Source organism: Streptomyces sp. CT34 (assembly GCF_000805335.1).
Classification (GTDB): domain Bacteria; phylum Actinomycetota; class Actinomycetes; order Streptomycetales; family Streptomycetaceae; genus Streptomyces.
Map to the genome: position 1 here is coordinate 3,514,159 of NZ_KN708638.1, position 14,220 is coordinate 3,528,378.

12 protein-coding genes are annotated in these 14,220 nt (G+C 65.8%); 8 read left to right on the top strand and 4 right to left on the bottom strand.

All coding sequences use genetic code 11. The annotated features are described in order from the left end of the window. Positions 1 to 692 precede the first annotated feature (692 nt). From RZ84_RS15305 to rfbB, 3 genes are all read right to left on the bottom strand, one after another. Positions 693 to 2,096, bottom strand: coding sequence for a class II 3-deoxy-7-phosphoheptulonate synthase (locus RZ84_RS15305; RefSeq protein ID WP_052229953.1), 1,404 nt, complete (start codon positions 2,094 to 2,096; stop codon positions 693 to 695). 106 nt (positions 2,097 to 2,202) lie between these two features. Next, positions 2,203 to 3,072, bottom strand: a complete 870-nt coding sequence (gene rfbA / locus RZ84_RS15310; protein ID WP_043264795.1) for a glucose-1-phosphate thymidylyltransferase RfbA — start codon at positions 3,070 to 3,072, stop codon at positions 2,203 to 2,205. A 64-nt stretch (positions 3,073 to 3,136) separates the two neighbouring features. After that, positions 3,137 to 4,111, bottom strand: a complete 975-nt coding sequence (gene rfbB / locus RZ84_RS15315) for a dTDP-glucose 4,6-dehydratase (RefSeq protein WP_043264796.1) — start codon at positions 4,109 to 4,111, stop codon at positions 3,137 to 3,139. Between the two features lie 492 nt (positions 4,112 to 4,603). Between rfbB and RZ84_RS42490 the strand changes: the two genes are divergently transcribed. The 8 genes from RZ84_RS42490 to RZ84_RS15355 all read left to right on the top strand — a co-directional run bounded on the left by RZ84_RS42490 (position 4,604) and on the right by RZ84_RS15355 (position 13,400). Continuing rightward, positions 4,604 to 5,539 carry an acyltransferase gene (locus RZ84_RS42490; protein WP_347232759.1) on the top strand — a complete coding sequence of 312 codons (936 nt, stop codon included), beginning with the start codon at positions 4,604 to 4,606 and terminating at the stop codon, positions 5,537 to 5,539. A gap of 41 nt (positions 5,540 to 5,580) precedes the next feature. Beyond that, entirely contained in the window at positions 5,581 to 6,807 is a 1,227-nt protein-coding gene (locus tag RZ84_RS15325) for a glycosyltransferase family protein (protein ID WP_198539992.1), read from the top strand. Beyond that, positions 6,804 to 7,388 carry a hypothetical protein gene (locus tag RZ84_RS15330; protein WP_052229955.1) on the top strand — a complete coding sequence of 195 codons (585 nt, stop codon included), beginning with the start codon at positions 6,804 to 6,806 and terminating at the stop codon, positions 7,386 to 7,388. Before RZ84_RS15325 ends, RZ84_RS15330 begins: the two co-directional genes overlap by 4 nt. 165 nt (positions 7,389 to 7,553) lie before the next feature. Continuing rightward, complete coding sequence (locus RZ84_RS15335) at positions 7,554 to 9,722, top strand: prenyltransferase/squalene oxidase repeat-containing protein (protein WP_157878831.1); 2,169 nt, start codon at positions 7,554 to 7,556, stop codon at positions 9,720 to 9,722. Positions 9,723 to 9,805: 83 nt separating this feature from the next. Next, entirely contained in the window at positions 9,806 to 10,960 is a 1,155-nt protein-coding gene (locus RZ84_RS15340; protein ID WP_241777720.1) for an MFS transporter, read from the top strand. Next, positions 10,957 to 11,889 carry an NADP-dependent oxidoreductase gene (locus RZ84_RS15345; RefSeq protein WP_043264798.1) on the top strand — a complete coding sequence of 311 codons (933 nt, stop codon included), beginning with the start codon at positions 10,957 to 10,959 and terminating at the stop codon, positions 11,887 to 11,889. The genes RZ84_RS15340 and RZ84_RS15345 overlap by 4 nt, the downstream gene beginning before the upstream one ends. Before the next feature lie 81 nt (positions 11,890 to 11,970). Next, the gene (locus tag RZ84_RS15350; RefSeq protein ID WP_043264799.1) at positions 11,971 to 12,909 is read left to right on the top strand and encodes an alpha/beta hydrolase; all 939 of its coding nucleotides are present in this window, start codon (positions 11,971 to 11,973) and stop codon (positions 12,907 to 12,909) included. A gap of 161 nt (positions 12,910 to 13,070) precedes the next feature. Further along, the gene (locus RZ84_RS15355) at positions 13,071 to 13,400 is read left to right on the top strand and encodes an ArsR/SmtB family transcription factor (protein ID WP_043264800.1); all 330 of its coding nucleotides are present in this window, start codon (positions 13,071 to 13,073) and stop codon (positions 13,398 to 13,400) included. A 226-nt stretch (positions 13,401 to 13,626) separates the two neighbouring features. Here RZ84_RS15355 and RZ84_RS15360 read toward each other — a convergent pair whose 3' ends face one another. Next, the gene (locus tag RZ84_RS15360; RefSeq protein ID WP_078893795.1) at positions 13,627 to 13,974 is read right to left on the bottom strand and encodes a DUF427 domain-containing protein; all 348 of its coding nucleotides are present in this window, start codon (positions 13,972 to 13,974) and stop codon (positions 13,627 to 13,629) included. Positions 13,975 to 14,220: the final 246 nt, after the last annotated feature.

Genomic DNA, 14,220 nt, shown 5'->3' on the forward strand with positions numbered 1-14,220 from the left:
CCATCTCAGTGAGGCCCGGGAACGCCTATTCTCCGAATCGGGAACGGCTGTGGATCTTCGCAGGTCAGTTGGGAGGCGCCGCGTGACTGACGCCTCAGCACATCCCGGCCTCTACACTGGGGCATTTCTTTGACAAGCAGGGGCCGATCACCACTGAGGGCTGAGCTGTCCACTCGGACGTCGCAGTCCCCGGCCAGATGCCCCAGATGCAGGGCGAGGCCGGTCATTGGGCAGCCTCGAACAAGGCAGGGAAACCTGTGAGTGAGGGCAGTGGAACCGCATCGCACACTGCTACGCGGCCAGGGCACTTCTACATCCTTGGCAATGCGGAGGTCGGGGCTGCCTGCGACTGCACGGACCTGGCGGCTTCGTCTCCCAGGGCAGCGAGGTAGCGCTCGGCGATTTTCCAGTGGCCTGCGGCCGCCGCTTTATCGTCAGTCCACGCACCTCACGGTGATCAACAGTGGCTGCACCCGCGAGCGCCAGTCACTGCCGTGCCTGGACGCCGTCGCCGCCGAACTCAACGGCCGCCCACGCACACGCTCGGCCGGGAAACCCCAGCCGAGCGTCTGGCTAAACTGCTCGCGACTTGATCAACTCACCGCGGCGTTGCAACGACCCCTCGGATTCGCCCGTGGGCCACTCACTCTCCTCACGCGTTGCCAGCCCAGGCGCTGCGAACTCACCTGCGGTCAGTCAGCGCAGCCCGCAGATTTGCTGCTGCCTCGACGGCGGGCTGCGGTCTCCGTTAGAAAATCGGCCACCAGGAACGCGAGATCAAGTGACTGGTGGCGGTTCAAACGGGGGTCGCAGGTTGACTCGTACCGGAATGCTAGGTCCGCAAAGCCGATCTCTTGGCCGCCGCCGACGCATTCGGTGACGTCGTTTCCGGTCAGCTCCACGTGGATGCCGCCAGGGTGGGTGCCAAGTTCGTGGTGGACCTCGAAGAAGCCTCTGACCTCGTCAAGGACATCGTCGAAGCGACGTGTCTTGTGGCCGGAGGGAGCTTCAATCGTATTGCCGTGCATGGGATCGCAAATCCAGGCGACCCGGGCACCAGTGGCGGCGACCGCTTCCACGAGCGGTGGAAGCGATTCGCGAACCTTGTCTTTGCCCATGCGGGTGATGAACGTGAGCCGCCCAGGGATCCGGTCCGGGTCGAGGCGGTCGATAAGCCGCAGCGCGGTGTCAGCGGTCGTGGCAGGCCCAAGCTTGACACCGATTGGGTTAGCGATGTGAGAGAAGTACGCGACGTGGGCGCCGTCAAGTTCGCGCGTCCGTTCACCGATCCACAACATGTGGCCGGACGATGCGTAGGCGTGCCCTGTGGAAGCGTCCCGTCGTGTCAGGGCCGATTCGTAGTCCAGCAGTAGCCCTTCATGGGAGACGAAGAACCCGGAGCTGTCGAATCCCTGTGGTCGTGCGCCTGTGGCGCGCATGAATTCGAGGGTGTGGTCGATGCGGTCAGCCAACCCCTCGTACTGCTCCCCTAGAGGTGAGCCTTCGATGAAGGCTCGGTTCCACTCGTGGGCCTGACGGAAGTCGGTGTTTCCATCGGCAATGAACGCCCGTACCCAATCGAGGGTGTCGGAAGACGACTGGTACATCCGGAGCAGCCGTTTCGGGTCCGGGATGCGGGACTCGGGGGTGAAGGGGAAGCCGTTGACTGCGTCGCCCCGGTAGACCGGCAGTGTGACGCCTTCACAGGTCTCAGTCGGCTTGGACCGGGGCTTGGCATACTGGCCGGCGAGGCGGCCCACCTTGACGACGGGTATGGCTGCGGCATAGGTAAGGATTGTGGACATCTGGAGCAGGGTGTTCAGCTTGTCGCCGACGGCGTCGACGTTCACCCCACCAAAGGTCTCAGCGCAGTCTCCGCCCTGCAGGAGGAATGCCTCCCCACGTGCCACGCCGGCGAGGCGGTCCCGCAGCTGGGCGCACTCGCTCCACGGAACGAGTGGCGGCGAGGAGGCGAGATGGCCCGTGACATTTTCGAGCGCGATCGGGTCTGGCCAGGTCGGCTGCTGGGCGGCCGGCCGACCGTTCCAGGAACCCGACGAGACGGTGCGCAACGCATCGGGAAGAAGTGTGTCCACGACCTCTCCTGCATAGTTCGGTCTGAGGTGTGCCGCCTGCTCGAACAGCTCCGTACGACAGGCGGGAGGAACGGCCGCACAACGAAGACGGGCCGAGGGGTGGATGTCAGGCGCTGGCGAGTTCCATCACGTAGCGGCCGTAACTGGACGAAGGCGAGAGCTCCTTGCCGAGCAGGCTTAGTTGTTCCTTGCCGACATAGCCCATGCGGTAGGCGACCTCCTCCAGGCAGGAGATGCGGATGCCCTGACGCTTCTCCAAGACCTGGACGAACATCGCCGCTTCGAGCAGGCTGTCGTGTGTGCCTGTGTCGAACCACGCCGATCCGCGGCCCAAATTGACCAGGCGTGCCCTGCCCTCCTGGACGAAAGTGAGATTGAGGTCGGTGATCTCCAACTCACCGCGTGCCGACGGCTTGAGACTCGCGGCCCGCTGGACAGCCTCGGCGTCGTACATGTACAGCCCCGTGACCGCGAGATTGGATGCGGGGCGGGCGGGCTTCTCTTCCAGCGACACGATGGTGCCAGCGTCGTCGACGGTGGCAACGCCGTACCGCTCCGGGTCACTCACCGGGTAGCCGAACAGCGTGCAGCCGTCTAGACTCGCGGCCTCTTGGCGGAGCATGTCCGGAAGCCGATGCCCGTAGAAGATGTTGTCGCCGAGGACGAGGCAGATCTTCTCGCCCTCCGCGAAGGGCCCACCCAGCACGAGGGCCTCTGCGATACCACGTGGGGCTTCCTGAACGACGTAGCTCAGGGAGATACCCAGCCGGCTTCCGTCTCCGAGGAGCGACTGGTACGCGGCCAAGTGCTCTGGCCCGGAGATGACAAGGATCTCCCGGATACCGGCCTGCATGAGAACTGACAGCGGGTAGTAGATCATTGGCTTGTCGTAGACCGGCAACAGCTGCTTGGAATGAACGCTTGTGAGCGGGCGCAGCCGGGTTCCGGAGCCGCCGGCGAGGATGATGCCGCGCATTGTGTCTCCTTGTTCGGGGCGTCGTCTGTCGTGCTGATCGCGAGGACGTTCGGAGCAGTGGGCGTCAGGCGGCGGTCGCGGTCAGCGGTTGCCACCAGGAAGCGTTGTCGCGATACCAGGCGACGGTCTGTGCCAGGCCCTCCTCGAAGCTGACCTGCGGCTGGTAGCCGAGAGCCCGCAGTTTGCCGTCATCGAGCGAGTAGCGCCGGTCGTGGCCCTTCCGGTCGGCCACGGAACGCACGGACGACCAGTCGGCCCCGCATGATTCGAGGATCACCTCGGTGAGTTGACGGTTCGTTAGTTCGCGACCGCCGCCGATGTTGTAGGCCTCGCCGGGGAGCCCCTTCGCGAGGACGAGGTCGATTCCGCGGCAGTGGTCGTCGACATGCAGCCAGTCGCGAACGTTCAAACCGTCTCCGTAGAGAGGGATGGAACCGCCCTGCAGGAGGGTGGTGACGAAGTGCGGGATGACCTTCTCGGGGTACTGATAGGGGCCGTAGTTGTTGCTACAGCGTGTGATGCTGACGTTCATGCCATGAGTGCGGGCGTACGACCGCACCAGCAGGTCGGCGCCGGCCTTGGCCGCCGCGTAGGGCGAGTTGGGCGCAAGCGGCCATTCCTCGGTCCAAGAGCCGGAGTCGATGGACCCGTACACCTCGTCTGTGGAGACGTGAACAAACCGCGGGACGCCGATGCTCAGCGCAGCCTGCAGGAGATTGTGCGTCCCCAGGACGTTGGTGGTAACGAACTCGGTGGAGCTGCTGATGGAGCGGTCCACGTGGGTCTCGGCGGCGAAGTTGACCACGGCATCGACACCGTGCAGGAGCTCTGGCACCAGGTCCGTGTCCGCGATATCCCCCTGGACGAAGCCGAATGCGGCATTGCCTGAGACTGGCGCGAGGTTGGCGAGATTGCCGGCGTAGGTCAGCTTGTCGAGAACAGTAACCCTGTCGGCCATTACATCCGAACGACCGTCGAGCAGCCGACGGACATAATTACTACCGATAAAACCGGCTCCACCGGTTACCAGTACGTGCATGTTTAACCCACCCTTCGACGGGTCTCCCCGTGGGCTTCAATGGAATAAATATCCACCGGGCGGCGGGAAAGAGGTAATGATCAATTCCCCCCTCGCGCAGGCATCGCCCGGATTTTGCGCAGCCTGGGCGCAGGGCTCACGAAGCCATGACGATGATCGTAGAACATCGAACACGCCTGCGCAACGACGTTCCCGGCGGAGCTCCATGAGTGATCTCGCTGGATGTACAAGCTGCAGGCCGGCACAGCAATGAGCTAACAAAAAGAGAGTCACGTCACTTCCCGACCGGAAGGTAGCGTTCCACTGGAATCGATGTGCGCACGCATGTGACTGCAATAGCCAACGAGTTGAGCAGCACCTTGAAAGACCTTGCGCATTCGATGGGTCGGTCGCTAGCTTCGCCCTCCATGGAATGTTTAGCCGCCCGCCGGAACAGTAATATCCAACTATCTTTCGGATTTCTTGCCAGGAGGCGGCATGGGGGGCATGCTTATGAAATTCGACCGTGATGTTCAAGCGACGGTCTCGCCCGGAGCGCTGATCGAGGCGGAGACGGAGATCTCCCCGGACTCGACCGTCGGCCCAGGCGCCTGGATCCGCTTCGGGACCGCCGTCAACGCGTCCGTTGTGGCGGGCGGAGTCTTCATCGGCTTCCGCTGTCGCATCGAGGCCGCGCACATTGTCTCCGGGTGTCAGATCGCCTCCTTGGCCCATATCGGCAAACAGGGTGGAGCATCGGTTCGGGTGGAGGCCGGGGCCTGGATCGGCGCCCGAGCCGTGATCGACCCCGGTGTCCGCATCGGTCCAGGCGCTGTGGTGGCAGCCGGCGCGCATGTCACCACCGATGTGCCGCCGGATGCGATCGTCGTGGGGCGCCCCGCGCGTCACCTGCGCTATCGCGAGGTGTTCGAGGACGGTGCTCCTGATTTCAGCGCCATTGTCGCCAGGGTGCGTGCCCGCAAGGACGCCAATCACAAGCCGGTGCCCACCGGTTGGACCGCTGCAGGCGGCGGTGTTCTCGACGCCGACCTGTCGGGCGGCCCGCGAGTTGACCTGGGTGCTGGGGTGATCGCCATGGGGCGCGCCGACGGCCCGTCGCGCCGCGGCGGCCTCCGGGTCGCTTCCGACGTGCGTATCGGCACGCTGTCCGTGCTTGAGGCATCCGACGGCATCAGCATCGGGGCCGGCACGGAGATCGGCCCCGAGACGCTCGTTGTCTCCAGTGGCCATGACCTGACCCGTCGTTCACTGCCTTGGCGAGGTGGGCCTGTCTCCATCGGAGAGGGCGTACGCATCGGTGCGGGAGCGACTCTCGTCGGCCCCTGTGTCCTCGGCGATGGCGCCGAGGTCGCCCCGGGCGCCGTCGTCGTGGGGGATGTCCCCGCACGGCACACCACATCTGGAGTCTTGGAAAGGAAGAGTTCATGAGAATCGTCCTGGCCCCCGCCCCAACAGGTTCGGGTCACAACATGCGCACCCTCGCCCTCACCCGGGAACTGCGCCGTAAGGTCCCCGACGCGGAGCTGACCGTGCTGCTCGGCTCTCTGCAGTCGACGTTCGGCCCCCTCTTCGAGGAGGCGGGCGTCAAGGTGATCGACGTTGCGGGCGACCATGTCGACCACGCGACTCACAGCAACCTGACCCGTGACTTGAGCTGGACGACGTACGTCAAGGAGTACCTCGCACCGGCCTTCGTCAACGGCGAACGGATGCTGGGCTATCTCTCGCACTATCAGGACCTTGAGCCGGACCTCGTGGTCAGCGACTACAACATCTCGGCCAGCATGGCGGCCGCCTTCGCCGGCATACCCCACGCGCTGGTGACAGAGCGGTACGACTTCACCCTCTGCCAGATCGATGACCAGACGCTGGAGGCGGGAGGCTTCCGGATCAACCGCGAAGATCTACGACGGGGCCGCAACGCCCTGCACGCGGTCTTCGAACAGATCGTCACCACGGCGGAGCTCGTTCTGACCGACAAGCCGTACGTACCGGAGCTCGACGAAGGCACCGCCGTAGCCCGCGCGATGCGCGAGGGCAAAGCGGTCTTCACCGGGCCCATGATCCGCGACATACCCGGCCGACGGGACAGTGCCACCGTCCGCGCCTCGCTCGGCCTCGGGCCTGGCCCAGTCATGGTTGGTTCTGTCGGCGGCACCACTATGTTCCAGGAGAACAAACAGCAAGTCATCGAGTCCTACATCCACGCCCACCAGCGTCTGAAACAGCACCACCCGGACCTCCAGCTCGTCCTTCTGGGCCGCGAGAGAGTGGAGGCGCCCGACGACGTGGTCGTCCTTACCTACCTGCCCGACTGGATGCCACTGCTCCAAGAGGCCGACGTCCTGCTGTCGGCGCCGGGATGGATCACAGTGACCGAGGTGGCCGCCCTACGCGTGCCCACTGTCTTCGTGCTCAGCAGCCTCGGGGAGTACCACGAGGTCGAGGCATCCGATCGGCTTGGGCGGCTCGGCTTCCCCTCTCTCGTAGCACCCTCGACAGAGGAACTCGCCAGTGTGGTAAAGCCATTGATCGGCAGTCGGGTGGCCGAACCGACCCCGGCTCATCTTGCGGTAGCCCCGAACGGTTCGGGTACGACCAAGGCCGCGGGCCTGCTGGCGGACGCCGCGCGAGCCGCCCACGCTCGTCTTGGGCGCCCGGCTCCGGTCGGCACCACCGAGGGAACCGGGCGGTGAGCGGCCCCCAGCAGGCCGGCGACGTATCGGTGATCGCCGGTGCCACGCGCATGTTGCTGACGAGTGATGGCTCAACCACCGTGCTCCTGGAGGCGCTGCTCGACTGCAGCCTCAGCGTTCAGGTCGACAGGCAGGAGTTCGTGCCTGTGCCTCGGCTGGCCTCTGCGGCGGTCACCGCCCTTGGCCTCGTCCCGGGAGGCACAGCTGTCGAACGGGCCTCCACGCTGCGCACGTCTACGGGCGCGACGGTCAGCCGGAACTTGGTGGTCTTTACCGCACCACCTGCGGGCTGGTCCGGTTCGGCCGAGGACCTCGCCCCCCTGGGCAAGCGGCTGCGCGAACAGCGCACCCGGCAGCACCGGGAGGTCCTGTCTTCCGGTAGGGCCCAGTGGCACGACGGTGTCCACAGCAGGCCCTGCGCGTACAAGGAGTACGTCATCACGTGTGACGACGGCGGAAAGCTGTACGTGCACGAGCGATTCAGCCCCGATCACGTACGCCCGCCCGTGGACCACCGCCCCGATCGAAGCAAGGTGCCACAGGTGGCGGCCAGACGCGCGTACCTGCCGACCACCGGCTGAAACTGGTCAGTCCCCTGGGGCAACACTCCAAGTGCTGTTAGCATGGCGCTTAGTTCGATGTTTCACGAAGAACGAATAATGGACTCCGAACCATCACGCCCCCGGCGAGTCAGGAGCCAACTGATGAGTCCTCCCTCTCTGCGTACCTTCGTCCTGGATCAGCTCTTGGACGACAACGCTCGGGTCCCCGCTGTCATCGGGCGGGACGCAACCGATGTGATCACCCCGGATCGCGCTCTGCGGGACGCGGCTCTCGCACTACTGGTGTTGCCCGGATCCGACGACCAGGAGCTTGCGTCCCGGCTCCTCGACGCGCTGCGCGAGTTCGATGACCTTGAGCACCCTGGCTTCCACGAATTGCTCGACGTCACCGGAGCACCGCACGTCGTGGGAGATGTCCGTACCCCCTCGTCCCAGGCTCTGGCAGGCTGGGCTCTGTACCGCGCCGGCTCGCTGCTAGGCGAGGAAGCCCTCGTTGCCGCGGCGCATGAGTGTTTGCGGCAGGTCATAGAAGCGGTGACCGCGCACGGTTGGCCCGCACGACTCGACCGGTCTTGGGCCACCATCTTGGACGGCGCAAGCCCGTTGGAGGAAGCTGCGGTCCTGGTCCTGGCCGCTGATGCGGTGGACGACGGCGCGCCTGAATGGTCCACCTTCCTCGACGTTGCCGCACGACACCTGGAGCGGTATGTCCACGAGAACGGCGTCTGGGCCTGCCTCACCCCACGCGGTGAACCGGACACGATGTACGGCCACCGAGCCCGCGCCGGCGCTCTCGCCGCCCTCGCCTGGGCGGCACTTCACGACCGCGGCTGCCACGATCGCGCCGCCGACCACGCGCGACAAGCGCTGCTGCACGTCCAGGCGCACCACCCCCACGTCGGCGCCCGGGGCTACTGGGACCGCAGCGATGCGGCCTCCGTGGTCCGCGTCGACCCCGTAGCCGCTCTGCACGGGCGGCCCGACTCGCCGTTTCCCGCTAAGCTCCTCGCCGACCATGCCCTGCTCGCGCTCGCCGCCCGCAGGGTCACCGCACTCGGCGAGGTCGGCGGCGACGCGGACGTACAGCTCAAGGCGCTGGCTGAGGAAGCCACTGCCGAGGTGGAGCGGTACACCGATCCACAGGCCGGTGGGGTCTTCCAGGGACAGGGCAGCTGGTTCTCCACCCCCGTTGACCCGACCGTGCCGCTGGCCCGGCATGTCATGGCGCCGCCCCGCAGTACCGGTTCGTTCGCTGTCGGCAACACCACGTACGTGCCGTTCCACCAGAAGCATGCGCAAACGCAGCTTCTGGCGCTGCGGGCGCTCGGCGACCGGACGCCCACGGCCTCAAAGGCACCAACCCTGGCCGAGCCGCTGGAGCCCGTGCCTTTCGACAACGACCTGAGCTGGGTGACGAGCGCGCCGCTGTCCGAAGGGCTGGTCGACATCCCGGGGTACCTGCGTTGGTTGAGGTCCACCGCTTCGGGGCTCGGCTACGGGCTGACCCCATACCCAGCGCCGCTTGGACTCAGGTCCGATCGCACCGCGCAGACATTTTCCGTTTTGCACGTCGTCTCCGACTTGATGGCCCTCGGGGAGCCGGTACCTGACGTGCCGGGCGTGCTTACAGGGGTGTTCGCCACCCAGAACACGGACGGGGGGTTCGGCGAACAGCCCGGTCTGCCGTCCGAGGCGTTCACGACGTACTGCGCTGTGCTCACAGCGGTCGTCCTTGGCGGCGGCGACCATCCGGCGTTCGACCGCGACGCCTGCGTGGAGTTCCTACGCGCTTGCCAACGCTCCGAGGGCGGCTTCGGTAACGCCCCCGGCTATCCGCCCGACGCGTGGCACTCTCATCTGGCCGCGCTCACTCTGGTCGCACTGGGAGTCCGGCCGGACCACGAGGACAACCTCGTTGAGTTCCTGGTGAGTTGCCAGAACTCGGACGGAGGCTACGGCAACCTGCCCGGCTCGCCATCCGATACGTTTGCCACCTTCCGCGTCGTGGACACCCTGGTCGCCCTTGGGCTGCGTCCACCGCACGCGGACAAGACGGTCGCCTGGCTGCGCGGCCTGCAAACCGAGGCGGGCGGCTTCCGCTACCGGGAATCCAGTGTGGAGAGCTTTGTCGGCTCGTACCACGCCATCGCCGCGCTCTACGTCCTGGGAGCCTTGCCCGCCGACACCGCCGCCTGCATGCGCTGGCTCGCGGCCCGGCAAAGCGCTGACGGCGGCTTCTCCCGGACACCCGGCGGCCCCTCGGAGACGACCGACGAGGGGTTCATCGCGATCCAGGCCATCCACATGCTCGAAGGGAAGCTCAACCGCTCTTGGGCGGTGATGATGACATGACCAGTGCTGCCTCAACCTCGACTGCGGCTGTCCCCACGTCTGACACGAGCCGGCGTGCTCCATCGGCGCGGACCGTCTCTCTGTTGTCCTTCGCCACGATGTTCGTCATCGGCACGGACACGTTCCTCGTTGCGCCGCTCCTACCGACTCTGGCCCATACCTTCGCAGTCTCCGCGGATGTCTCCGGTTGGATGGTCAGCGCCTACGCTCTCGGCTACGCGCTGTTCGCGCTGATCGCAGGGCCACTGTCGGACGGGCGCGACCGCCGTCGAGTGCTGCTCACCGGTCTTGTCGGGTTCACCTTGATGACCGCGCTATGCGGCTTCGCCCAGGGCTTCTGGACGATGATCCTTTTCCGGTTCCTCGCCGGCGTAAGCGCCGCGTTCGTTTCCCCTCAGATCTGGGCTTCCATTCCGGTCCTGGTGAAGCCGGAGCAGATCGTGCGCACCATGGGCTTCGCCACGGCCGGTCTGTCCATCGCGCAGTTCGCGGGCATCCCGCTCGGCAGCTGGCTCGCGGCGGACTCCTGGCACCTGCCGTTCTGGGCGATCGGCGGGATATCCGTCCTGCTGTGGCTGCTGTTGGCCCGCTTCTTCCCGTCAGTGCCAGGCCGCCCGGGTGCTTCCGGGCATGGCGCCCGGGCCATCTTCGGCACTTACGGCACGGTCTTCGGCAGCGGCCGGTTGCGCTGGTTCCTCCTTGGCTACCTGGTCTTCCAGACCGGCAACTTCGAGGCCATCTCCTTCTTCGGCTCCTGGTTCACCAAGGACTTCAACCTCAGCGTCGCCTCTGTGGGCACCGCAATGATGGCCGTCGGCGCGGGCAATGTCGTCGGCTCCCTGTTCGGCAGCCGTCTCGTGCAGCGCCTGGGCCTTTATCGCTCGCTGCTGACCGGCGTACTGGTCATGGTGGTGCTGTACTGCCTGGTGTCGTTCTCACCGAACCTCGCCACGGCGCTGGTACTGCTCGCACTCGTCATGATGGTCGCCGGCTTCGTCTTCCCGGTGTTCATGAGCATCCTGCAGCAGCAGACCGAGACCGCGCGCGGAACTGTCTCCTCCCTGGCCAACGCGGCGATGTACATCGGCACGACCATCGGGGGCGCAGTTGGCGGCATCCTGCTGACCAAGGTCAACGGCTTCTTCGGCGTGGCCGCCTTCGCGATCGCCGCCTATCTGGTGTCGCTCGTGGTCTACGGAGCAGCTGGTGCCTTCCGGCACCAGGAGGCCGACGGATGAGTACAGCCGCTCTTTTCGACCGGTACGGAACCCCGGAGGAGCTGTACACCACCGAGATCCCGGTCCCCTCTCCGGGCTACGGCGAAGTGCTGGTCCGCTACACCGCGATCGGGGTCAACCCCATCGACTGGAAGATCCTCCGCGGCGATCTACGCACTCAACTGCCGTTGGCCTTCCCTGGCTGCCTCGGTGTCGAAGCGGCGGGCGTGGTCGTGGAAACGGGCGCCGGAGTACGACGGTTCTCGGTCGGTGACGCCGTAATTCGCCACGGTCGTCCCGGCACCTACCGGATTCACGAGGTGGTGCCGGCGTCTCAAGAGGCCGATGAACTCACCGCCATGCCCGCTCGTTTCTCCGCCGAACAGGCTGCGGTCCTGCCTGTAGCCGCAGGTACTGCTTACTCCGCCCTGCGTCAGGTCGGACTGCGCGCTGGGGAGCGGCTCCTGGTGCACGGGGCGTCCGGCGGGGTGGGCCTCGCCACGGTCCAGCTCGCTCTACTGATGGGCGCGGCCGAGGTCATAGGAACCGCCTCCCCCCGCCATCACGAACTGCTGTTCCGTCTCGGTGCGACTCCCGTCGAATACGGCAGCGGGCTGCCAGAGAGGCTTGCCGCCTTCGGAACCATGGACGCCTCGGTCGACTGTGCGGGAGGGCCACAGCCCACCGTAGCCACGGTACGGCTGGTGGACAGGCCAGCCCGCCGCGTGACCATCGTCCCCGACCCCGAGGCTCATGCCCAGGATGTGCCGTTCGTTGAGCATGTGCCGTTGGAACTCGCTTCCACGCTCGACCTCATAGGCCATAGCGCCTTCGAACTCCCCATCTCTGCCCGCTTCCCGCTTTCCCGGGCCGCCGAGGCACTCGCCCTGAGCCAGAAGGGCGGTTCCGGCGGGAAGATCGTCCTCCTCCCGGACGGGATACCGCAGTAACCGGACAGGAGCATCAACACCCCATTGTTTTCAGCCTCCTGACGGATCACCCCCGTATCACGAACGAACAGAGAACTCACTATGTCCTACCGCTACGACAGTGACCTCATCGAAGCCGCAGGGAACTTCGGCGTCTTCGATCTGACCAACCCCCAGGAGACCCGAGCCAAACTGATCGCGGCCAGCGCCGGGCGCCCCGCCCCCGACACCACCGGGGTCGAGGTCACCGACCTGGAGATCCCGGGCCCCGCGGACAACCCCCGTGTTCCGGTGAGGGTCTACCGGCCCGCCGGAGTCGACCAGACTCTCCCGGCAGTCCTCAACATCCATGGTGGCGGCTTCGTGATCGGCCGGATCGAGGTCGACGACGCCACATGCCTGGACATCGCGCGCCGGGTGGAGGCCGTCGTTGTGTCCGTCGGCTATCGGCTTGCCCCGGAGCACCCGTATCCGGCTGGCGCCGAGGACTGCTATGCCGCCCTGCTGTGGCTGGCAGAGCACGCGAGCGAACTCGGCGTTGACGCCACTCGCATCGCGGTCCACGGGATCAGCGCCGGCGGGGGCCTGTCCGCCGCCGTCACCCTCATGGCCCGTGACCGGAGCGGCCCCGCCATCGCCTTCCAGTACCTTGACCTGCCCGAGCTGGACGACCGGTGCGACACCCTGAGCATGGCCCGGTTCACCGATACCCCGGGCTGGAACACACCGAATGCCGCAATCAGTTGGAGGCACTACCTGGGCGAGCGTGCAGGCGGCGACGACGTGCCGGTGTACGCAGCCCCTGCCCGCGCCAAGGACCTCTCGGGGCTGCCCCCGGCGTATGTCGTGGCGTTCGAGTACGACCCGTGCCGGGACGAGGCAGTAGCCTACGCGGAGACCCTCTTTGCCGCGGGCATCCCCGTCGAAGTGCATGTCTTCTCCGGTGCTTACCACCTGGCGTATCTGATCCCGACGGCAAAGGTGTCCCGACGGCGAGCCGAAGAACGCGTCACCGTACTGCGGCACGCACTGCACGGCTGAGCGTGGGTACCGCTCCTGGGCCCGCGACCACTGCGGGCCCAGGAGCGGTAGCATGCGAGCCATCATGTTCTATCATCGTAGAACTTTGAATTAGATATTACCTAGGCTTAACCTTGGGGGAGTGAGCCATAGCGACACATGCCGACAAGGAGGTCGTGACAATGCGCGCCAAGCTCTACCACCCGGACCGGCGAGATATCTCCCTGGACAAGGTGCTGCATGCACTGAGTGATCCGATTCGCCGCGACGTCGCACGCGTCATGCATCAGGAAGGCTCGCGCGCCTGCGGGCAACTGAACTATCCCATCGCGAAGTCGACGCTCTCACACCACCTCAAAGTATTGCGAGAGTCCGGTGTCATGCACACTGAAGTCCGAGGCACCGCACGGGTGATCACATTGCGGCGCGAGGACATCGAAGCCCGCTTCCCAGGTCTGCTCGATGCCGTACAGGTCACCGCCCCTGCTCCGGAGGAAACGGCGAGCGCGTGAGCGTCCACGCCAGGCCTCCACGCACACACCATGCTGCTCCGCTTTAACTCCCTTTGTAGACACGTTCGATGAGCAGGCACCTACCGAAGGATCAAGGCTTCACCCCGTTTCCCGCCGGAAGACGGGGTGAAGCCCTCGGATGGAGCGCGTCTTTGCCCTCCGCGGAAGCTCGCTACCGGTGTTCTTCGCATACGTGGCCGACTGTGCGCCCACTCCCCGTACAGCATCATCGTCGAATCGCCCGCGGTGGCCTCACCATCCGGACCGGTTCGCACCGACGCCGGGAGTCGCTGTGCCGAGTGCCTTCGATGGTGACGCCGTTCCAGGAGGCGACGTGGTTCTTGATCCGGCGGGCCAGGGTGGTGGGGTGTGGGTAGTACCAGGCGGCGTTGGGGTTGGGTACGCCGTCGACGGTGAGGGTGTGGCAGCGGGCCATGCCCTTCCAGGGGCACAGGGACTTGGTCGGGCTATTGGTGAAGTACTCGCTGTGCAGCGACTCCGGCGGGAAGTAGTGGTTGCCTTCCAGCACCTTCGTACGGCGTGTCTCGGCGAGCACCACGCCGTTCCAGATCACGGAGAGGCCGAGCGGGCCGGGGCGTACCTGTTCAAGCCATTGCGGCAGGTTATCGAGTCGATTAACCAGACCTTCAAGGGGCAGCTGTCCTCGGCGGCCAGTTCCAGGATGGTCTCCCGGGTGATCTCCAGTCGTCTCAAGGTGTCTTCAGCGGCGGCGAGTTGCTCCGTAAGACCGGTGATCTGATCACGCAGCCATTCGGCCGTCTCGCCAAGGAATTGCTGTCGGGTGTCGATCTTGTCCATG

What these genes read in the sequence shown, in the direction of transcription:
- rfbA (WP_043264795.1), bottom strand. Translation starts at nt 3,072, where the DNA reads ATGCGCGGCATCATCCTCGCCGGCGGCTCCGGAACCCGGCTGCGCCCG.
- rfbB (WP_043264796.1), bottom strand. Translation starts at nt 4,111, where the DNA reads ATGCACGTACTGGTAACCGGTGGAGCCGGTTTTATCGGTAGTAATTAT.
- RZ84_RS15355 (WP_043264800.1), top strand. Translation starts at nt 13,071, where the DNA reads ATGCGCGCCAAGCTCTACCACCCGGACCGGCGAGATATCTCCCTGGAC.
- RZ84_RS15345 (WP_043264798.1), top strand. Translation starts at nt 10,957, where the DNA reads ATGAGTACAGCCGCTCTTTTCGACCGGTACGGAACCCCGGAGGAGCTG.
- RZ84_RS15350 (WP_043264799.1), top strand. Translation starts at nt 11,971, where the DNA reads ATGTCCTACCGCTACGACAGTGACCTCATCGAAGCCGCAGGGAACTTC.
- RZ84_RS42490 (WP_347232759.1), top strand. Translation starts at nt 4,604, where the DNA reads ATGAAATTCGACCGTGATGTTCAAGCGACGGTCTCGCCCGGAGCGCTG.
- RZ84_RS15325 (WP_198539992.1), top strand. Translation starts at nt 5,581, where the DNA reads ATGCGCACCCTCGCCCTCACCCGGGAACTGCGCCGTAAGGTCCCCGAC.